Here is a 19,268-nt window from a genome sequence, read left to right as displayed (position 1 = left end):
CGGACCGAGGGATCGCCCTTGAAACGGGCTGGATTCCGGCGGTCCCGCTGTCGTGGAGCGCCGCCGCTGCGGCGCTCTTTAGACCGGTGACTTTGCGTCGCCACCTTTCGGTGGCTTTGCCTTTGTCGGACTGTTGCGAAAGACTCTGACTACGACCTCAGGCGGCCGGGAGGAAGTCGATCGGATACAAAATCGTGATGGCCGGCACGCCTTCCTTGGGGCCGAAGTTGATCGTCCTGACGCGGTCCACCACCTGCGCCGACAGTTCGGGCGCATTCATGTCCGAAGACTGCAAGGCGCACATCGACACGCTGCCGTCCGCCTCGATGGTCAGATGCAATACCATCTGTCCGCGCAACGTCGGGTCCTTGCGCAGTTCCTTGTTATAGAGTCGATAGAGCGAAGCCTTATAGCGATCGAACACGATCTGAATTTCTTCGTCGGTGCGTGACGGGCCAACACCGTCGCCACTGAGCGGCCGATCCGCACCCGGCTTGCCGATGCCGCCGATGCCACTGGTCACGCGGGTGACCTGGACATTCGCCATGCCGCCGTTACCGCCAGTGCCGCCCACGCCGCGACTCAACGACGCGAGATTGATTCCGCCGCTGGAGCCTGGCGCGTTCGTGGTGAGCATCGCGCGTTGGACCGGTCCGGAGTCGCTCGCATTGTTGATCTGCGCCTGCGAGCCGAGTCGTGCGAGCGCTTGATCCTGCTGCATGCCTGCGAACTTCTCGCGGAACGCGAGAATGCCCTGCTCCGCCGCCACTTTCGGACCTTCGCCAGCGGCAGGCTCTGGCACCTCTTTCTCGGGCTTTGCCGCAAGCTTCGGAGCTTCCTTGGTCGGCTTTTGCTCGACGGGCTTCTCCTGCGGTTTCGGCTTCGGTTGTTCGCGCGCCTGCACGGGTGGCTTCGGCCGCGATTCGATCAACAGACGAACGATGCGTTCCGGCACTTCCGCCTCGGGCTTGAGAATGCGCGTCGGCAAAGGAATGTGCGGAACGATGAGCGCGAAGATCAAACATAGCAGCAGCGCCGTCGCGGCGGACTTGCGAAAGCGCTTGTCCTCTTCTCCGCCACGCGTCCAAGGCATGGACGCTTTGTACGCGGGCAGCTTGCTGATCTCCCGCTCGACGATCCATTCCTGTTTGCGCCGCTCCTCCTCTTCGAGCGCTTCGAAGAGGATGTCTTCCATCAGCTCGGCATGACCCTGTTGCTGATTGATGCGATCGACGACGGCCGCGCGGCGATCCTCGATCTCTTTGATCCGCTCGTCGAACTGTGCGACGCGGCTCCGCACGCGACGGACGTAATTCGCGCTCGCGTTGCCGTCGGCGTTCTCGCCCCAGAACAACGCGGCGCCGCCCATCTTGTCGAGCTTGTCGAGGGCGTTGCAGGCATCCTGGAGCACGCCATACTGGGCGCGCTCGATTGCAAGATCTCCGAGCTCGAGATCGACCGCGTGGAGCTCGACCGCCAGTTCATCGAGTGCCTGGCGCGCTTGAGCGAGCCCGGCTGCGAGCGCCTGCTGAATGTCTTGGTCCGCGTCGACAACAGTCGTGTCGACGGCCTCGGACAATACAGGGATCTCCTCCGCCTCGAGTCGTGCTTTAGCTGGCTGCATTGGCGGGCTTCTCCTTCTGCAGGACGGCCAGCGAGATCTTCCCGTAGGAGGAAGAGCTGCAGGTGGCCATCACTCGTTTCACAACGTCGAACGGCAGGCTCTTGTCCGCGATCACCGTGACTTCGCGCGACGACGCTTCGTCAGCGCCGGTCGCGATGCCGGTGAGCATCGGCCGTTCGAGAACGTCGCGCAGCGGTTCGATGAGTGGGGTCTGCGTGCTCTGCACTTCGGCGATCGTCGCAACCGCTTCGCCCTGCACGAACACCTGCTCTTTGGTGATCATCACGACCACCGCGTTCTGCGGCTTCACCTCGGCGGTGGACTGTGGAATCTCGATGCCCTTCGAGTTCTGCACGACTTCCACTTCGGTGGAGTAGATGAGCAGGAACGCGACCATGACCGACATGATGTCGATCAGTGGGATCAGGTTGAGCTCCGCGTCCGAACGGGGCTGCGAGCGATTCAATAGACTCATAAGTGGGTTCCTCGACTCGGCGATGCCGTGGCGATCACGGCGCCTCGCCGACGGCGATGTTGGCGAACAACTCCTGTTTGGTCGTCGTCGCATCGGGCTGCGTGACTTCAGCGGTGCGGATCGCATCCATCGCCTGGATCAGATAGTCGTACTGCACGTCGCGCTCCAACAGCACGGACGCATCGTTCGCCTTCGGATACTCCTGCTTCAGCGACAGCGCCATCTGGGTCAGCGTGTCGAAATCGTACCGATCGTTCACTTTCGGAATCGTCGCGATCAGCTTGGTACCGTTGGTGAGCTCGAAGCCCTGGTGACGAACGATCACTTCCAGACGGAACTCCGGCGGCGTGCCCGCGCTCGCCGAATCCGAGCTCGGCAGATCGAGCTGCAGAATCGTGATGCGCGAGAACACGGCCGTCATCAGCAGGAACGTGACCAGCACCGTGAAGATGTCGATCATCGGCACCAGCATCAGCTCGACCGGTTTACGCATTCGAGTCGTGTAACTCGACTGCATCAGCGGACCGTCGTAGGCGAACGAACGCGTGTAGTTGGACGGCATGATCGATCCTCAGGCCGCGGCCTTCGCGTGATCCTTCGGCAACTGAGCGAGCTCGAGGCGGTTCTGCATCCGGGCCGATTGCTTGTCGCCGACCAAGGTGAGGAACTTCATCGCTGCCGTTTCCAGGCTGCCGATCAGCTCGCCGGTCTTGGTTTGCAGGAACGCGTGGATGAACAGCACCGGCACCGCGACCATCAGACCGAAGGCGGTACAGTTCATGGCTTCGGAGATGCTGGCGGCGAGCAGGTTCGCCTTCTCCGCCGGATTCGCGGTCGCCACGGCCGTGAACGCGTGAATCAGACCGCTGACCGTGCCGAGCAGGCCGAGCAACGTGGCGAGATTCGCGAACGTGCCGAGATAGTGAGTGCGCTTCTCGAGCCTCGGAATCAGTTCCATCAGGTTCGTGCGCATCGCCTTCTCTACGTCATCGACGCGACGCACGGCGCCCTGCCGCGCCAAGCCAACAGCGAGCAGCTGCGAGACCGCTGTTTCGTCCTTCGCAGTCGCCTCACGCGCCTTGTCGAAGTCGCCCTCGGTCAGCACCGGCTCGATGCGATTCCACGCGGCCCGGTTCTTGATGGAAAGCCGGCTCAGCGTGACATAGCGTTCGATCGCGATCGCGGCCGCCAGCGCGGCGACGAGCAGGATCGGGTACATGAACGCGCCGCCCCGGGTAAAGAAATTCGCGATTGAATAGAAAATATCCACGGTGTTACGCCTCTTCAGTGACAAAGTTACGGAGTCGAATCGCGTCGCTGCGGATTCACTTCGAGTGGGCCCGAATCTGGTAGTAGCTCAGCTGCCGCATGAACACTTCCTTGTCCACGGGCTGCCGACCATCGTCGAGGGTCTTCGCGATGCCCAGCGTGTCGCCGAGCTGTGAGCTCTTCCAGGGAACGATCACGAGCGCCTTGGGCGCTTCCTGATTTCCCAGGATCGACATGCCCGACAGCGCTTTCGGGCCGGTATCTGCTTTCGCTGCGCTCGGCGCAGGCTCATCGGCTGCGAAGGCGGCTGCCGCGAGTAACGAGCACGCTGGAATCAGAAGTCTGCGCATCATGTGGTTTCTCCTAGCGCTTGGCTCTGGCATTCAAGTCGGCAAGCCACTTCGCCGTCTCGGGATCGTCGGGCGCTGCTTGTTGATAGGCGGTGTAGTGCTGGAGCGCACAGCCGAGATCCGCGAGATAAACATCGCAGAGAATCGCGAGATTGCGTTGTGCGAAATGGAAGCTCGGGAACAACTCGAGCGCCTTCTCGTAACTGGCGCGCGCTTCGTTGAACTTGCCTTTGCGCCGATACACCACGCCGAGCTCGTTGTAGGCGATGGGGTGACGTGGATTGAGCTGCACCGCCTTCTTCAAGCTTTCCTCGGCTTTGTCCAGATCGCCCGTGCGCGCGTAGGCCATGCCGAGATCGATGTAAATGGCGGTGACGTTGGGCGCGCTCTCGGTGATCTTGAGTAGGGATGCGATTCCCTGCTCGTACTGCTGCAGCTCCAGCATGCGAACAGCGCTTTCGTACTCCGCGCGAAGGTCCGCGCTCACGCGAACATCCTCGAGGATCGTGAAGCCAGTCGCGTCCTGTTGAATATCGACCCGTGCCACGGGCGCTGCTTTCGCCAGCCCCTTCTGCACAGGTTTGTCCTGCTTGGTCGGTGTCGAGCACGCGGCCACGAACATGGCCGCAAGCAGCACGAGGCGACGCCCTGCCTTGAAACACCTGTTAACGCCCGGTCGCATTGGGAACTCCTGCGGTGGCGGCGATTGCCGGTTCCGGCGGCGGCGCCGACGGCGTGCGGTAGGCATAGCGATCCAGCGAGCCCAGAAAACCGCTGCTCAACTCCGTCTTCGCATAGCGCGCGGGCATGAGCTGGGCGAGCTTGGCCAGGCTCTTTTCGATCCACTCGTTGTAAATGCCGGAGCGGATCAGCTCGAGATTCTTCTCGTGCACGCCGATGGCTTTTTCCTCGAAGGGAAACGCATTCTCTTCCAGCGCCAGCTCGTAATCCTGCAGCTGGCTCGCCTGCAGATCCTTTGGACGCTCCGACTCCACCAGCGATCGATTGAAGCCGTAGTACACCTCGGCCATGTAGAACGTCGCGGCGGCGGTCACTTCACCAACCTGATAATCCACCAGCGCGCTCAGCGACTTCATCGCGGCGTCCATGCGCTGCTGCTTCAGTTGCAAGCTCCGCTCGAACGGTTGCATCAGCTTCACGGACGCAAACTGCGCATAAAGCTGCTCGGCGAGCACGAGCGCCGAGCCCGCCGCCAGGGTGCGAGTCCGATTGGTTCGCTCCGCTCCGGCTGCGGCATCGATGCTCACGATCTGCTGCAGCTGTTCGTGATATCGCGCGATGTCGCTCGCATTCTTATAAAGCTCGGCGATCTTGAAGCGCGTCTCCACACCGAGATCGAGGGGTTTCGGAAACTCCTTTACGTACGCCAGATAAGCGGCGAGCGCCCGCTCGGTGTTCTTGCCTTGCTCATGCAAATCACCGGCGAGAAGCAGCGCCTCGCCGCGCAGCTCCGGCTTGTCGGCTTCGGTAGCGATGCGCTCGTATTCGCTCGCCGCACGGGCAACCTGCCCGCTCTGGCGGTACACGAAGGCGATCTGCTTGGTCGCTTCGCGATTCAGTTCGTGCTCTGGATACGTGCGCCGGAATGCATCGAGTACGTCGGCCGCGGCCGTCCAGTCTTCCAGTCGAATGAGAGCGGCGCCGGCGTCGTACTCGGCAGCCGCGCGAATCTTGGATGTCGGCGCCGCTTGTTTGATGCGCAGGAAGTGGTTCGCCGCCGTGCGGTAGTCCTGTGCGGTGTTGGCGGCTTCGCCTTGCTTGTAAATGGAAGCCGCCAGATTGTCGACGAGCGCCGCACGCTTCTCGTCGTTCTCCGGCGTGAGTTCCAGGACACGCGTATACGCGAGCTCCGCTTGCGGATACTCAGCGAGCTCGACCGATGCGTGAGCAGCGACCGTCCAGGCTGAACGCAGCACCGGCAGCTCGGCGGCCGGATAACGCTCGATCAACTTCTGCGCGGCGGCCAATGCCGGCTTGAAGTCTTTCAACTCATAGAGATCGTCGGCAGCCGCGCCCAACACCTTCGCCGCGTGCTCGTGCTGTGGGAATGTGTCCGCGAACTTGAGCGAGCTTGCGATCGTGTCGCGCTTGATCGTCGGCTGTGCAATCTCGTCAGCTGCCTTCAAGTTCTCACGATGCGCGAAGATGGCGGCATAGCCGGCCGCGGCAGCCTTTTCATGCGCTGGATAATCGTACGCCGTGCGCTCGTACTCTCTCGCCGCCTCGCCGAAGTTCTTTTCTTCGAGCAGCAGGTCGGCCAGCTGATAGTTGGTCGGCGGCGAGTCCGCATCCTTCGGGAAGGAAGCGAGGAACTCCCGATACCATTGCAAGGCTTCGCGATAGTTGGCCGGCTTCTCTTCGGACAGGTCCGCACGCTGATACTGCGCGTGATAGTGGTTGGCCAGGTCCTTGAGGTTGCTCTTCAAATAGCTGAGCACCTCCGGCGCTTCGTCGATGGCGAAGTGGCGCCAGTACTCGGCGTGCACCCCGTAGGTCTTCGCAAACTCCTTCTTCGAATCCAGCACCAGTTTCTGGAAGCCGCCCTTGGTGTAGATCTCGACCACGCGCATGCTGAAATGCGGCGAGGTCCGATGCAGCGGATACAGCCCGATGAATGCCTTGTACGCCGCGGCGGCATCGTGATAACGCAGCTTGGTGAGATAGAACTCGCCGAGGTTGCTATAGATGCGGTCCTCGTAGGTGCGGCTGCCATTCGTGGCGAAGTACTCGCCCACGACTTCGGAGCCGCCGAGATTCGAAAAGCTCAAGCTGATGACGCGGAACGTATCGGCTACCCGGCGCTCGTCGCCTTCCTCATGGCGCGCGTCGAAGTCATAACCGATGGAGACCTTGTGATCGAGCAGCGCAACGTATCTATGCAGAGCCTCGTCGTAGAACTCCTGCTTGTAGAGCGTCCAGCCGAGCTTGTAGAGCGCGAGTTCGTAATATTCCGAGCGAGCCCCGAGCGCGATAATGGCCTCGTAGGCCCCCTCGGCCTCTCGAAACTTTCTGCGGGTAAAGAAGTACTCCGCGCGCCGGAACTGGACTTCGTCGATGTACCGCGATTCCGGGTGCTCGGCGATGAGACGCTCCATGGTCTGCATCGCTTCCTCGGTGCGCCCGAGCTCGTCGTACGCACGGGACTTCTGATAGAGCACCTTGTCGTTGTGCTCGTAGGTCGGATATTCCGACAGTAGCTGATCGTAGAGTGCGATCGCTTCCAGAGGGCCGGAGGCTGCCTGCGTGTCCGTCGTTCCCGGAACGGACACAGGCTCCCGGCCGCCCGAAGCGAGCTGCGCCTGGCTGGTCGCGCGACGTTCGAACTCCTGTTGCGATTCGGAGAGGTCGGCGATGCCGGCGGCCTTGGGACGCTCGGCGCCCGTCGCAGCGAGCACCATGCGTTCCGGGGCCGGCTCGGGCGCCGCCAGCTCGACCATTTTTCCGTCGCCCAGAATGCCGAACTGCTTCTCGACCTTGAGGTCCGCCAGACGCCGCATCGCCTCGGGCGTCATCGCGGTCTTCGGCGTCTCTTCGAGATAACGCCGATAACTTTCCATGGCTCGATCCAGGCCCTGATCGACGTGCACATCGGCCGTGTCCGCCGGCACGTTGCGAAGCTCCGCCAGCGTTTGTTTGTCTGGAGCCGGCGCGCAGGCCGTGACCAACACGGGCGAAAGCATCAGTGCCACACGCAGAGGACGCATCAGTTCTGCCCTCCCGCATTGGCCTGCGCACGCGTGGCGCGGTCGTAGCTGTCGGCGACGGCGTAGCGCGCCTGGCTCTCATAGGACTCCAGGCGATCGCGACGAATGCCGAGCTCATTGATGGCAACCATCTCCAGCACACGACCTTGTCGCGCCATGACGAGCGTCACCTGCTGAAGCGACTCGCTGACGCGACGGCGCAGGCGTTTGATTGAATCGTCATAGCCGACGTAGCTATGCGTGGCCGCCTGCCGGGCGCGGACGAACGCCTGGTACTGCGCAGTCATCTTTGCGATATCCGAGTTGAGCTGCTCGAGGTGCTCGTACGCTTCGGTCAGGCGCTCGTGATATTGCGTGTTCAGATGCCACGTCAGGACGCCCTGCAGACGAGCCACGCGGCGCCGCTGGTGTTCGGTCTGGGCTTCCGGCATCGTCTCGAGGGCGCGCTCGATCTGATTCAGGCGCTCGTGGACGATTCTCTCGTCTGCGGTCGCGAGGTAATCCGGTCGCGGCGCCGTCAACATGCCGTGCAACCGCTTCTCGATGTTCTTGCGCTGTTCCTGACGCAGGCGGATCTGCGAGTCGAGCTCGCGAAACTTCGCGTCGACCTCCGGCAAGAGCGGCTCGTAATTGCGACGGCGCAGCTCGATGATGTCCTCGAATGCGGCGAAGCTGCGCTGCCAGGTCTCCAGCTTCTTGCGCACGTCCTCGAGATCCAGATAGTTCTGGAGCGAGGTCTGGAAGTCGTGCGAGGACATGAGCGACGCGAGGTAATACGTCTCTGGGGTGTCCGGCAGCGTGCGCAGACGAATGACCCAGTCCTTGTCCTGGCGGATCTCCTCGCGCACCAGCGCCTTCAAGAACTTGCCTTCACGGATGCTCCTGATGGAGGCATCCACGCGCTCGCCTTCTTTGCTGAATGTTTCGAGAGCTCGGCCATACATGAGCGCGGCGCGCCCGTTGATGTTCAATTTGCCGTAGGCGTACGGCAGCGCCAGCAAGGCTTCTTGCACGGCGCCGTCGGTCACATCGCGCTCGACGAGCCGGCTCCACGGCACGATCGCTCTGTCGTACTGCTCGGCCGACATGGCGGCCCAACCCGAACGCAGCAGCGCCTGATTCGAGAACGGACCTTCGAGCCGAACCCGATCGAACGAGAGCTGCGCGCGGTCGAAGCGATTCGATTCGAACAGCAAATCCCCGAGGATCAGGTTGGACTTGTCCTTGATGGATCGGACGGCTTCGTCCCGCGCCTGGATCTTGCCCGCTTTGTCCAGTTGCTCCAGCGCCGCATCGGCTCGCTGCCCCTGTAACAATGCGATGCCGAGGTTGTATTCGGCGAAGCCCGTCAGTCCATCGGCGCCCTGCAGCCGCTGCAGAACGCTTGCGGCATCCTCGGGACGGCCGCTCGCGAGATAAACGTTCGCGCGCAGAAACTCGACTTCATCCTTGATGGGGTCCGGCACGCGGCCTTGCATGCGATCGAGCGCATGCAGCGCTTCTTCCAATTGATCCTTCTGGAAGTGAATGCGCGCCAGGCGAAACGCCGCTTCGTTGCGGACCGCTTCATCGACCGCCCCTTCGAGGACCGCTTTGATCGCGCGGCCGGCCCGATGGTGCATCCGATAGTTGAGCTCGAAGTCGCCGACCGAAAACTCCGCCTCGCCGACATGAAAGTGCAAGGTGTCGAGCTGCGGCTCGTCGAGATCGCGATACTGGCCGAGCTCTGCATCGAGTCGTTCGAGCGCCTCGAGATACTGACCTTGGTGGGCGTAATACACGGCCTCGCCGAAGTGCAGATCCTTGAGATCGCCGCCGGAACACGGACTCACGGCGCACATCGCCGTCAGGCCGAGTCCGAGCGCATTGTGAGCTGCGCGACGCATGATGCTCACCAGTCTCCGACCTGGATGGCCTGGCCCGCGCCGGCGCCTGCGAGCGTGATGCCGACCAGCTTCGGTTCGATGCCCTTGTCGATCGTGAAGGTCTCGGTGCGCGAGTAGTCCTTGCCGCCGTCGAGCTTGCCCATCACGGAGATCTCGAGCTGATGCGATCCGGTCGCGATGTTGCCCGTGTAGATCCGCTGCACGCCGCCCTTCTGCAGCGCTTCGAGCTCTTTGTAGCTGTAGATGTAATGCGCGACGAGCTTGCCGTCGAGCTGGATCTGAACCGCATCGAGGCGCATCGAATCGTCCTTGGCCAGCGCGACGAACATCGCCACGTGCGTGTTGGAGGGATACAGCAGCTTCTCCTCCAGCCGCCGCAGCTCGGCATCGATGCTCAGGACATCGGACTTGATCTCCTGCACCTGCTCATCGAGGCCCTTCATCTGCGCGCGATAGCTGTCGTCGGCGGCGCAAACCGCGGCCGACAGACAGCACCAAGCGCTGAACATCACGGTCCAGAGAATCTTCTGCATGTTGGTTCGCCCGATGGGTGGCGGATTGAGATGGAAAACCGAGAGGGTTTCGGCTTCAGGCGCTGGGGAATGCGCGCATGTCACGTACCGACGGCAAAGCCGTGTCCGCGTTCGCGATCGAGTTCCAGCGAGTCATGAGCCACCTCCATTCAACCTTGGGCACGCAGGCGCATTGGGTTCGAGGCAGCCCGATTGGATCGGACGTCGACTCCGGCGGTCCCGCCGTCATGGAGCGCGCGAGGCGCTCTTTAGACCGGTGACTTTGCGTCGCCATCTTTCGATGGCTTTGCCCTTGACGTAATTCGCGTGAGAACTATTGCTCGTGGATGGAACGAACGGGTGTGACGTGTGTCTCACAATTCAGGAAAAATGTGACGCACTTCTCACTTTTCCGTGGGCACATTTAGTTCAACACGAACCGACTTCTCAGAAGGTTTCATCTTCTTGAGAACGTCACGTTGACTCGGCAACCGCGCGAGCGACGTCTTTGACAATAATGAAGGTTGCGTCAATCCGACGTCAGCGTGTGGCGAGCAGCACGACGATGACGATCGTCAGAAGCAGCGTCAGCGTCTTCCAAAACATCGTCGGATTGCGTTCCAGCAGCGGCGGCCGAGTCCTGCGCAGGTAAGCGTCGTTGGGATGACTCAGGTCGTAAATGAATTCGGATAACTCCTGATAGCGCTTATCGGGGTCCACGTGCGTAGCCTTCTTCAGCGTTTCATCGACCCAGACCGGAATGTCCCGCTCTTCATCGAGCAGCGAGCGATAGCTCAAGCGTTTTTGCTCGGCCTTGGCTCTGGACTTGGCGACTTCGGCGCCGAACGGCAGCCGGCCAGAAAGCATCTGGTAGGCGATGACGCCGAGGGAAAACAAATCCGAGCGTGACGAGCCCGCGTGGCCCAGAAAGTACTCCGGCGCCGTGTATTGCAGAGTTCCTTGCGGCAGATGATCGACCGTGGTCGTGTTCTCGACGATGCCGGCGACGCGTGTCGAGCCGAAATCCATGATCTTCACGGTGCCGGTGGCGTCGATCATGATGTTCTCGGGCCGCAGGTCCTGGTGCAGCATCTCCAGGCGATGAAACGCCTGCAGGCCTTTGGCGATTTGTTCCACGATGCCGCGCACACTGGCCAGCTTCGGCCTGGGATTGTCGATCATCCATTGCGTCAGCGTCTGGCCGTCGATGAACTCGGTGACGGTATAGAGGTAGTTTCTTTTCCGGGTCAGCGCGACGGCGCGAACCACGTGCGGACTATCGATACGACGCGCGATCCAGTCTTCCAGCAGAAATGGCTCCAGATAAGCAGGATCGCCGCGCAGATCCACGGATGGCGTCTTGATGACGACGGGTGCTTCGGCGCCCTCGGAAGTCACATCGAGCGCCAGATAAACATGGCTGCGACTGCTGATGTGGATATCGCGAATGATGCGATAGCCATCGAATAACATCCGTGGCGAGAGCTCCGGAGGTAACGGAAGTTCGCTGAGCTTGTGATGGATTTCGGTGGCCTCGGCCTCAGGCAACTCCTCGATACGAATCAGTTGGATGCTGAGGTTGTCCTCGCTGCCGCGCTCATAGGCTTCGGCGGCGATCACCTTTGCTACAGCGTCAAGATCGTCAGGTCGCTGCGCCAGCGCGTCGGTGATGAAACGCGCGCTGACGTGCTCATGGATGCCGTCGGTGGCAAGAATGAAATGATCGCCCTGCCCCACGCTCACCGCGCAATAATCGATTTCGAGCTGTGGATTGACTCCCAGCGCGCGGCCGAGATAACTCTTGTCTTGTGAGACCCACACCCGGTGATCTTCGGTCAGCTGCTCCAGAGACTGGTCACGCAGCCGGTAGATTCTCGAATCGCCGACATGAAAGATGTGTGCGGTCGTGGACTTCAGCACCAGTGCGCTCAAGGTGCACACGTAGCCGCGGTCCTGGTCGTAGCGGTATTGGCTCTGCCGCGTTTGGGCATAGAGCCACGAGTTGATTGCGGTGAGCACGCGCTGCGCGGAGTGTTTCACCGACCATGCAGGCGACGTGCAGTAATAGTCCTCCAGGAAGCCTTTGACGGCCGCCTCGCTCGCGATCTGACTGACGTTGCTGCTGCTCACACCGTCGGCCAATGCGACGGCGATGCCTTTGGCGGTCAGTTGCGGCTCGCCTGGAATGCAGGCGCCGTGAAAGTCCTGGTTGGTTTCCTTGCGACCCCGGCCTGAATGCTGCCCAAGGGAGATTTTCAATCCAGTGGGCAGCATGCGTCAGATCAAGCAGCGCGCGGGAATGCTTTCTTCTTCGCGCCCGTACGCAGATGCGTGGAATAGAGCGTCAGCCCGGTGAAGGCAAGACCGCCGATCAGGTTGCCGACGACCGTGGGCAACTCGTTCCAGACGATGTAATCCATGATCGAGAAGTTGCCGCCCATGATCAGCGCGGACGGAAACAGGAACATGTTGACCACAGAGTGCTCGAAGGTCATTGCGAAGAACACCATGATGGGCATCCACATGGCAATGACCTTGCCGCCCACGGAAGTGGAAATCATCGCGCCGACCACGCCGGTGGAGACCATCCAGTTGCACAGCACGCCTCGGATGAACAGCGTGAGCATACCCGCCGCTCCATATTCCTTGTAACCCAGCGTGCGGGCTTCACCGATACCGGCGATGACTTTGCCGACGGCGTTCGGCTCGGTGGAAAAGCCGTTGGTGAACACGATCGACATCATGAAGGCGACCGTCACCGCGCCCGCGAGGTTACCGGTGAACACCAGTCCCCAATTCTTCAACACACCGCCTAGCGTTACGCCGGGGCGCTTGTCGATCAGGGCCAGCGGTGACAGCACGAACACGCCGGTCAGCAGATCGAAACCCAGCAGGTACAACATGCAGAAGCCCACGGGAAACAGGATCGCGCCGATGATCGGATAACCGGTCTGCTGGGAGACGGCGACGGCGAATACGGCCGCCAACGCGAGAATCGCGCCAGCCATGTACGCGCGGATCAAGGTGTCGCGCGTGGCCATGAAGACCTTGGATTCACCCGCATCGACCATCTTGGTGACAAATTCGGACGGTGCCAGATAGGACATGGTTGTTCTAACGCCTCATGAAGCGAGCAACGGTGAGTCAGTGAGAGCTTGGGTTTGTCACTCGGCGCTTGAATTGCGCGATAGCGAGTGATGAGGCGGGAAAGGAATGGCCCGCCTTTGGCTGCTGTGCCCTGTCGACCCCTCGTTGGATCGAACGCTTCATTCCAGCAAGTGGCATGCCAATGGTTGCCGGCCTCGCGGCCGCGTGGAATCTGACGTGAGCGCTTGCTTCTGCGCCGTTACGGTGCACTTCCGAGAATGTTTGCCCCGTATGAGAGCCGACGAGCTTATGGTGTTATCAAAGTTCGCGCAGCCCCGTAGCGATGGGCATACGCGCCGCTCGGATCGCCGGCGGCAATCCTCCCGCCAACCCCATCGCCAGCGCGACGCTCACGCCCTTCAGCAGAAGCTCTGGGGATACGTCGAAAGCAAACATGACCTGCCCGCCCGATCCCTGCGTCGAGGCATAAAAACCGTCGAACAATGCCCAGGCGACGCTGGCGCCGAGCAGCCCTCCTCCCAGGGCCAACAACATGGTCTCGATCAGCACCGACATGATCACCGGCACGGAGCGAAATCCAATGGCCCGCAACGTTGCGATCTCGCGAGTACGAGCCGCTACGGCGGAATACATGGTATTGAGCGCGCCAAAGATCGCGCCGAGCGCCATGATGGCGGCGATGGTGATACCGAAGACACGAGTCAACGTCGCCACTCTCGCAGACTGACGGCTGTAGTACTGCCTTGTCGTTTGAGCGTCGACTTTGAGCCGGGGATCGCTGGCGAGTTGCGCTTTGAACGCATCGACCGCGGCGGCATCGTTGAGTTGCGCCACCAGTGAGTTCTTGCCACTGCCGCGGCGGAACGCGGAGGCCAGCACGTCGGTATCAGCCCAGATCTCGGAGTTGTGAGCATCTCCAGAATCGAACAGCCCGACCACTGTCCAGGACTGACCGTTGAGGATCATCGTCGCGCCGATGTCCGTGCCCGAGAACTGTCGATGCGCATCCTGACCAACCACGAGCTCCTGCAAGCCGGGCTGAAATTTACGACCCGCGGTAATGGTCGCCTGAGGCCGCAACTCCCAAGCTCGCTCGCCGAGGCCGCGAACGGCGATGTTGGCCTCGAGGCCAGTGCTTTTCTTGCGCAGGGTCGCTGCAACCAACACCTCGGATGACACGATGGGCTGTCCTCGATCATTCTTCCGGATCTGCGGCGCTTGAGACACGATTGCGGGCGCATCGCGTGTGAGCGTCGATCCGGCCTCCGACAGAACCCCCGCCTGAAGCACGATGACTCGATCGTCCGCACCCGTCTGATGCAGCGTCTTCTCGAATCCCTCGCCCATCGCCAGCAATCCCACGAGTACGCCGACGACGCCGGCGATGCCGGCGACGACAACAGCGGAGGCGCCCAGCCGTTTGGGAATCGTGGCGATGCCGACGCTTGTGACCGAAATCATTTGTACGAGACTGCCGAGAAGTGACATGAGTCAGCCTCCGGCCAAAGCGTCTACGATGCGGAGTCGCAGGCCGCGCAGCGCGGGTAACGCCCCCACCGCCATAGCGATGAGAATCGCAACCGTCAGACCTCGAAGCCACACCGCGCCCCCCAAGGGCTGCAGTGGAAAAGGCAAGGCGCCCGCCGGCAGCGAGCTCGCAAAGGCGACCGCCAACGTCGCCAGGCTCAAGCCGAGCGTGCTGCCGAGGAGTAGCAAGAGAACGCATTCGGCGAGCACCAGGCCGAGGACGGCGCCCCCAGAGAAGCCGAGCGTTTTCAAAACACCGAACTCAGGAATGCGCTCCTGGACCGTCTGGGCGATGGTGTGGCCGGTCAACAGCAGCAAGGTGAAGAACACGGCGCTCATGATCGAGGTGACCATGACTCCGAAGTCCCCGATCTGACCGATCCATCCGGCGCTGAACGCGTTCTCGCTTTGTGTCTTGGTCTCGTGATCCGAGTTGGCGGACAGCGCATCGATCGCATGCGCGACATTGTCCACCGGGTATCCATCAGCGACCTTTACAGCAAACCACCCCACCTTGCCGCTATCGGAGGCCCGCGCCGCATCGAATCCCTCTCCGTTGACATAGACGATGCTGTTCCAGACCTTCATACCGGCTTCGGTAAATTCATAGATTCCCACCACATCGAAGGTCCAGACATTGGAGCCGTCCTTGCGGGTCACTGACGTTTCCACTGGAATTTTGTCCCCCACCTCCCAACCATATTTCGCGGCCAGCCCCACGCCGACCATGACGCCGGTGCGCGTGCGTTGGAAAGCCTCACGTCCGCCGGGCGTGACGGCTAGTTCGGGATAAAGGTCGAAGAACGTGTCGGTGTGCGTTTCCAGCGGAATCGCGTTTTTGGGATCCTGGTACGTGCCGCCGAAGTAATACGAGAAATCGACGTTGGCGACGCCCGGCACTTCCTGGATGCGAGAATACAAACTTTGCGGCAGGACCGGCGCACCCGGCCGCAGTTTCGACATCGTCAGCAGCCGGTCGTGTCCCGCGACCGATTGCCCGAAACTGGCGAAGGTGCTGCGCACCGTTTCCAGGGGCCCATACAGTAGAAAAGCGATCGTGATGGACAGCAGCATCAGGATCGTTCGCATCCTGCGACGAAACAGGCTCGCCCAGATCAGATGCAGATACTTCACGCGGCGCCAACCTGCAGAATGTCTGCGGAACGCCCGCAGCTGACGGCGTGACCGGGCTCACATGCCGGTCAGCCCCCCGTGGGCAGGTGGGACACGAGATTCATCACCGCGGCAGCGACGATGGCCACCGCGGATACGACGCGAAAACCGGAGCGGATTGGATGCTTGGTGGACATGATCGATCCTACGATGCACGAGACCAGGCTCAACCTTAATCCGCCTGCCCCCGACGCTCTAATCGATTCTGCTTCCGGGGCTGATCGAGAGCCTCTATCATGATTTGGTTCCCGGTCGCCGCAGTCTCGCCATGCCTACCCTCACCGATCATTTGCAGTTCGCTCTGGTGGCCCTCGCCATGGTGCTCACCCCCGGACCCAACATGATCTATCTGACCTCGCGCGCCATCTGTCAGGGGCGGATGGCGGGGCTGATCTCCCTTGGCGGGATTGCGCTGGGGTTCATGATCTATTTGATGTGCGCGGCGCTTGGCATCACCGCGATCTTTCTGTCGGTGCCGCTCGCCTACGACGCGCTCCGCATCGCTGGCGCGATCTATTTGTTGTATCTCGCATGGCAGGCGCTCAAGCCCGGTGGCCGTTCGCCATTCGAAGTGAAGGACCTGCCGCAGGATAGTCCCCGGCGCCTGTTCGGCATGGGGTTGTTCACCAGCCTGCTGAATCCGAAGATCGCGATCCTGTACGTGTCGCTGCTGCCGCAGTTCATTCAGCCCGAGCACGGCAGCGTGCTGCTGCAATCGCTGGTGCTGGGGCTCACTCAGATCACGATCAGCGTGAGCGTGAATGCGCTCATCGTCGTCATGGCCGGCAGCGTGGCGATCTTCTTTGCATCACGCCCCACGTGGCAGGTCGTGCAGCGCTGGCTGATGGGCACGGTGCTCGCTGGCCTTGCGGTCCGAATGGCGGTCGAATCTCGCCGTTGATCGATCACAGCTGATCCGCGTCGATTCGCGAGAAAATCACATTGTGCATGCGTGTGAGGGGCTCTCTCAGCCGGCGAGGACGTTCGCGCGAGCTCTCGGGATACGCGTAATGACGGAAACCGTGCGTCTCCGGAAGAACGTAGCTGAAGAACCCCAGGCCGCGGAGATAATCCAGCAGCCAGGCGCGCTGCGCTAGGCGCTCCGGATCGTGGGCCACCTCGACGATCAGTTCGAGGTCCTTGCTGAAACGTCCACTTTCCAAGCCGAGGCCGTGCACGGTCTCGGGCTCCACGCCCTCGACATCGACTTTTATCAGCCGTGCTCGTGCGCATTCGTCATCGGTAAGGATGTCCGATAACGTGCTCGCGGCGATGGCGACGCCGCGACTGCTACCGCTTCGGCCCATCATGCCCGTCGAGCCGATGTTGTCCGTGCTGCCCCAGAATAATTCAACTTCGCGTGGCGAGTCCGGCCCGACGGCGGCTTTGTTCACCAGTCTCGTATTGGTGAGTCCGTTGTCGCGGACATGTTTCGCAAGATGCTCGAAAATCGACGGCATCGCTTCGATGGCAACCACTTTGCCTTCGAGCCCCACGCAACGCGCGGCGAGCAGTGTGAAATAACCGACGTTTGCACCGACATCGACAAACACGTTGCCGAGTTGCAAGCGGCTTGCAATCCATGCAGTGAGGTTGGGCTCCCACAAGCCAAAGTAATACAGCGTTCGCTGAATCCAATCGCGTGTGTGACCGCTGATGCGCCAGCCGTGCGCTGTGACTACTTCGTATTCGAACTCTCGGCGCCTCAGCAGACTCCACAATAAGCGCTTCAGCGCGATTCCAGGCGCGTTACGAATCAGTTTAGGTGCAATGGCCACGACGTCCGTGAAGGGATTGCTTGTCCAATCGACGGACGCGATTGTATCACGCAGCACTGGGCCGGATAGTTGCCGGCCCAGCGCTGCAGGAAGTCAGATGCAAGTCGAATCTCGGCGCTAGTGCGTGCACACCTTCGGCCGGGCGAAGTCCACATGTTTGAAGATGAGCAGCTTGCGCTCCCAGAAGCTCGCGTGAGTGAACGCGCCCAGCGACTGCGCAGTCGCCCGCTCGTGGCGCACGCCGTTGAGCTCATAAGTGACCCAGGCTTCAGGTTTCTTCCTGAGGCGTTCCTTCAGAGAAAACATCACCAGGCCCTGGTTGCGATCGGCGAAGTGCTGCAGATCCGGATCCGACGACGCTTTGATCATGGCGACGTCGCTTTGATACGGGAACAGATACGGCGGCTGCGGCATCAGCAGATGGTTCGAGACGCCCGCCTCGGTATGCAGGTTGCTGAACATGGCGATCGACGCTTCGGTCCGCAGGCCGACGTAGGGAGCAGTACACACGATGAACAGCGCGGCAGGAAGCGCATACAGCCACAGCGCACGCCGCGGCCCGGGCGTGCCCCGCCAAGGCAAATGACTGAGCGCGGCCTCAGCGAGGAACAGCATGCTGATGCCACCGTACGCCACCCACATCAGCACCCACACCGACTGATAAGCATGCGATGGGGCGATGTGTGCCTGCCGGCTGAATAACGAAAGAACGGCGACGAGCGCCACTGCCCCGCCGATCACGATGCCAAAGGGCAATGCCTGACCGAGCGCACCGAAGCGGTCACGCAAGAGACGGAACATTCGCGCGCTGCTGTCGTAGAACCGCTGGCTCACCTCGCGAGGCACGGACAGGATGTACAGCGCGAGCACCAGGCTCGAGAAGTCCATGTACCACGAGTACACGGAGATCGGGATCACGAAATGAAACATGAGCGCCAGCAGCAGGCCCACGGCGAACCAGCGTTTCCAATACAAAGAAACGATGGCGATGGCCTCGACGATGAAAGTGCTCCAGATCGCGAGATACTTGCCGGTGAGATTGTGTTGCAGTCCGAAGCCGTCGGCCAGCGGCATGTACAAGGCCACGGCGCAGCTGACGCGCGGATCCAGAAAGTCCGTGTTGATCTTATGAAAGATGCCGTAGAAGTACATGATGGCGAGCAGCGCACGCGCCACCACCCGCATGTTCTCGTAGATGTTTTCTCGCATTTCGGCCGCATTGCTATAGCGCAGGACGGCGTGTGCGCAAATGACGAGAATGCTCGCGTTCATGAAAGCGGCGATCATCTTGTTATTGCCCGCGACCGGCATGGCCACGGCGTATCGCGTGAGCATCACGCCGGCGAGCAGGAATAGCAGCGCAGTCCAGCGTGGCCGCCAGACGAGCAGCAGCGCCACCGCGATGGCTGCCCACGTCATCAGACCGAGCAACACGCCGTCACGAAACACCAACATGCCGCGATCGCCGGCCAGGCTGAAAATCGCAGCGGCCGCCCACACGGGTGAAAACGCGATCAAGCCATCGGCCGCCACACGCTCCGTGGTCTGGCTGACGGCCGGGCGCAAGTGACGCCACCAATCGACGATGGAACGATCTGCGCGAGCGCTCATCCTCTGTTTTGCCCCTTGTTTTCTCCGTTTATCTCTCAACCCTGCGAGCGCCCCCGGATTCCGAGGTCGCCGGAGTGTGCCAGCCGCACCGGCATGGCGCCACCTGTTCCCAAGCTGCGTCATCGTGGCCCGCCACTAGTGGGAGCACGCAACTTTCGCGCATCGGCGCAAGTTGAAGCGAAAAGCGTGCCGACGCCGATGCAGATGAACCCAAGCGTACGTTTGGAGTA

The 19,268-nt window shown here is 61.4% G+C and carries 16 protein-coding genes and 2 riboswitches; of the genes, 1 reads left to right on the top strand and 15 read right to left on the bottom strand.

Annotation, left to right across the window (positions count from 1 at the left end):
• Positions 1 to 34: 34 nt before the first annotated feature.
• Positions 35 to 131, bottom strand: a riboswitch (cyclic di-GMP riboswitch).
• Between the two features lie 26 nt (positions 132 to 157).
• From VGD45_RS21010 to VGD45_RS20950, 13 genes are all read right to left on the bottom strand, one after another.
• Positions 158 to 1,624, bottom strand: a complete 1,467-nt coding sequence (locus VGD45_RS21010; protein WP_331157309.1) for an AgmX/PglI C-terminal domain-containing protein — start codon at positions 1,622 to 1,624, stop codon at positions 158 to 160.
• Positions 1,611 to 2,099, bottom strand: a complete 489-nt coding sequence (locus VGD45_RS21005; RefSeq protein WP_331157308.1) for a biopolymer transporter ExbD — start codon at positions 2,097 to 2,099, stop codon at positions 1,611 to 1,613. Before VGD45_RS21005 ends, VGD45_RS21010 begins: the two co-directional genes overlap by 14 nt.
• 34 nt (positions 2,100 to 2,133) lie before the next feature.
• The gene (locus VGD45_RS21000; RefSeq protein ID WP_331157307.1) at positions 2,134 to 2,661 is read right to left on the bottom strand and encodes a biopolymer transporter ExbD; all 528 of its coding nucleotides are present in this window, start codon (positions 2,659 to 2,661) and stop codon (positions 2,134 to 2,136) included.
• Positions 2,662 to 2,670: 9 nt separating this feature from the next.
• Positions 2,671 to 3,369 (bottom strand): MotA/TolQ/ExbB proton channel family protein, encoded by a 699-nt coding sequence (locus VGD45_RS20995; protein WP_331157306.1) that lies wholly within the window; start codon positions 3,367 to 3,369, stop codon positions 2,671 to 2,673.
• A gap of 55 nt (positions 3,370 to 3,424) precedes the next feature.
• Positions 3,425 to 3,721, bottom strand: a complete 297-nt coding sequence (locus VGD45_RS20990) for a hypothetical protein (RefSeq protein ID WP_331157305.1) — start codon at positions 3,719 to 3,721, stop codon at positions 3,425 to 3,427.
• A 10-nt stretch (positions 3,722 to 3,731) separates the two neighbouring features.
• A complete protein-coding gene (locus VGD45_RS20985; RefSeq protein WP_331157304.1) occupies positions 3,732 to 4,400 on the bottom strand; it encodes a tetratricopeptide repeat protein in 669 nt (222 codons plus the stop codon).
• Positions 4,384 to 7,443: a tetratricopeptide repeat protein gene (locus tag VGD45_RS20980; RefSeq protein WP_331157303.1), complete on the bottom strand. Its 3,060-nt coding sequence runs from the start codon at positions 7,441 to 7,443 to the stop codon at positions 4,384 to 4,386. The genes VGD45_RS20985 and VGD45_RS20980 overlap by 17 nt, the downstream gene beginning before the upstream one ends.
• A complete protein-coding gene (locus VGD45_RS20975) occupies positions 7,443 to 9,329 on the bottom strand; it encodes a tetratricopeptide repeat protein (RefSeq protein WP_331157302.1) in 1,887 nt (628 codons plus the stop codon). Before VGD45_RS20975 ends, VGD45_RS20980 begins: the two co-directional genes overlap by 1 nt.
• 5 nt (positions 9,330 to 9,334) lie before the next feature.
• Positions 9,335 to 9,862, bottom strand: a complete 528-nt coding sequence (locus VGD45_RS20970; RefSeq protein ID WP_331157301.1) for a hypothetical protein — start codon at positions 9,860 to 9,862, stop codon at positions 9,335 to 9,337.
• Between the two features lie 209 nt (positions 9,863 to 10,071).
• Positions 10,072 to 10,163: riboswitch (cyclic di-GMP riboswitch) on the bottom strand.
• Positions 10,164 to 10,381: 218 nt separating this feature from the next.
• The gene (locus VGD45_RS20965; RefSeq protein ID WP_331157300.1) at positions 10,382 to 12,115 is read right to left on the bottom strand and encodes a bifunctional protein-serine/threonine kinase/phosphatase; all 1,734 of its coding nucleotides are present in this window, start codon (positions 12,113 to 12,115) and stop codon (positions 10,382 to 10,384) included.
• Between the two features lie 8 nt (positions 12,116 to 12,123).
• Positions 12,124 to 12,948, bottom strand: coding sequence for a formate/nitrite transporter family protein (locus VGD45_RS20960; protein WP_331157299.1), 825 nt, complete (start codon positions 12,946 to 12,948; stop codon positions 12,124 to 12,126).
• A gap of 298 nt (positions 12,949 to 13,246) precedes the next feature.
• Positions 13,247 to 14,437, bottom strand: a complete 1,191-nt coding sequence (locus tag VGD45_RS20955; protein ID WP_331157298.1) for an ABC transporter permease — start codon at positions 14,435 to 14,437, stop codon at positions 13,247 to 13,249.
• 3 nt (positions 14,438 to 14,440) lie between these two features.
• Positions 14,441 to 15,610, bottom strand: a complete 1,170-nt coding sequence (locus tag VGD45_RS20950; protein ID WP_331157297.1) for an ABC transporter permease — start codon at positions 15,608 to 15,610, stop codon at positions 14,441 to 14,443.
• Positions 15,611 to 15,917: 307 nt separating this feature from the next.
• Between VGD45_RS20950 and VGD45_RS20945 the strand changes: the two genes are divergently transcribed.
• Positions 15,918 to 16,550 carry a LysE family translocator gene (locus VGD45_RS20945; RefSeq protein ID WP_331157296.1) on the top strand — a complete coding sequence of 211 codons (633 nt, stop codon included), beginning with the start codon at positions 15,918 to 15,920 and terminating at the stop codon, positions 16,548 to 16,550.
• Positions 16,551 to 16,554: 4 nt separating this feature from the next.
• Here the strand turns inward: VGD45_RS20945 and VGD45_RS20940 are convergent, their stop codons facing one another.
• Both VGD45_RS20940 and VGD45_RS20935 read right to left on the bottom strand, forming a co-directional pair.
• Complete coding sequence (locus tag VGD45_RS20940) at positions 16,555 to 17,427, bottom strand: FkbM family methyltransferase (RefSeq protein ID WP_331157295.1); 873 nt, start codon at positions 17,425 to 17,427, stop codon at positions 16,555 to 16,557.
• A 117-nt stretch (positions 17,428 to 17,544) separates the two neighbouring features.
• Positions 17,545 to 19,038, bottom strand: a complete 1,494-nt coding sequence (locus VGD45_RS20935; protein ID WP_331157294.1) for a hypothetical protein — start codon at positions 19,036 to 19,038, stop codon at positions 17,545 to 17,547.
• Positions 19,039 to 19,268 lie beyond the last annotated feature (230 nt).

The sequence above is a fragment of the Steroidobacter sp. genome (assembly GCF_036402275.1).
Classification (GTDB): Bacteria; Pseudomonadota; Gammaproteobacteria; order Steroidobacterales; family Steroidobacteraceae; genus Steroidobacter.
The sequence above is the reverse complement of the archived record's forward strand: the minus strand, read 5'-3'. Positions and strand labels throughout refer to the sequence as shown.

What these genes read in the sequence shown, in the direction of transcription:
- VGD45_RS21010 (WP_331157309.1), bottom strand. Translation starts at nt 1,624, where the DNA reads ATGCAGCCAGCTAAAGCACGACTCGAGGCGGAGGAGATCCCTGTATTG.
- VGD45_RS21005 (WP_331157308.1), bottom strand. Translation starts at nt 2,099, where the DNA reads ATGAGTCTATTGAATCGCTCGCAGCCCCGTTCGGACGCGGAGCTCAAC.
- VGD45_RS21000 (WP_331157307.1), bottom strand. Translation starts at nt 2,661, where the DNA reads ATGCCGTCCAACTACACGCGTTCGTTCGCCTACGACGGTCCGCTGATG.
- VGD45_RS20990 (WP_331157305.1), bottom strand. Translation starts at nt 3,721, where the DNA reads ATGATGCGCAGACTTCTGATTCCAGCGTGCTCGTTACTCGCGGCAGCC.
- VGD45_RS20985 (WP_331157304.1), bottom strand. Translation starts at nt 4,400, where the DNA reads ATGCGACCGGGCGTTAACAGGTGTTTCAAGGCAGGGCGTCGCCTCGTG.
- VGD45_RS20980 (WP_331157303.1), bottom strand. Translation starts at nt 7,443, where the DNA reads ATGCGTCCTCTGCGTGTGGCACTGATGCTTTCGCCCGTGTTGGTCACG.
- VGD45_RS20975 (WP_331157302.1), bottom strand. Translation starts at nt 9,329, where the DNA reads ATGCGTCGCGCAGCTCACAATGCGCTCGGACTCGGCCTGACGGCGATG.
- VGD45_RS20970 (WP_331157301.1), bottom strand. Translation starts at nt 9,862, where the DNA reads ATGCAGAAGATTCTCTGGACCGTGATGTTCAGCGCTTGGTGCTGTCTG.
- VGD45_RS20965 (WP_331157300.1), bottom strand. Translation starts at nt 12,115, where the DNA reads ATGCTGCCCACTGGATTGAAAATCTCCCTTGGGCAGCATTCAGGCCGG.
- VGD45_RS20960 (WP_331157299.1), bottom strand. Translation starts at nt 12,948, where the DNA reads ATGTCCTATCTGGCACCGTCCGAATTTGTCACCAAGATGGTCGATGCG.
- VGD45_RS20955 (WP_331157298.1), bottom strand. Translation starts at nt 14,437, where the DNA reads ATGTCACTTCTCGGCAGTCTCGTACAAATGATTTCGGTCACAAGCGTC.
- VGD45_RS20945 (WP_331157296.1), top strand. Translation starts at nt 15,918, where the DNA reads ATGCCTACCCTCACCGATCATTTGCAGTTCGCTCTGGTGGCCCTCGCC.
- VGD45_RS20935 (WP_331157294.1), bottom strand. Translation starts at nt 19,038, where the DNA reads ATGAGCGCTCGCGCAGATCGTTCCATCGTCGATTGGTGGCGTCACTTG.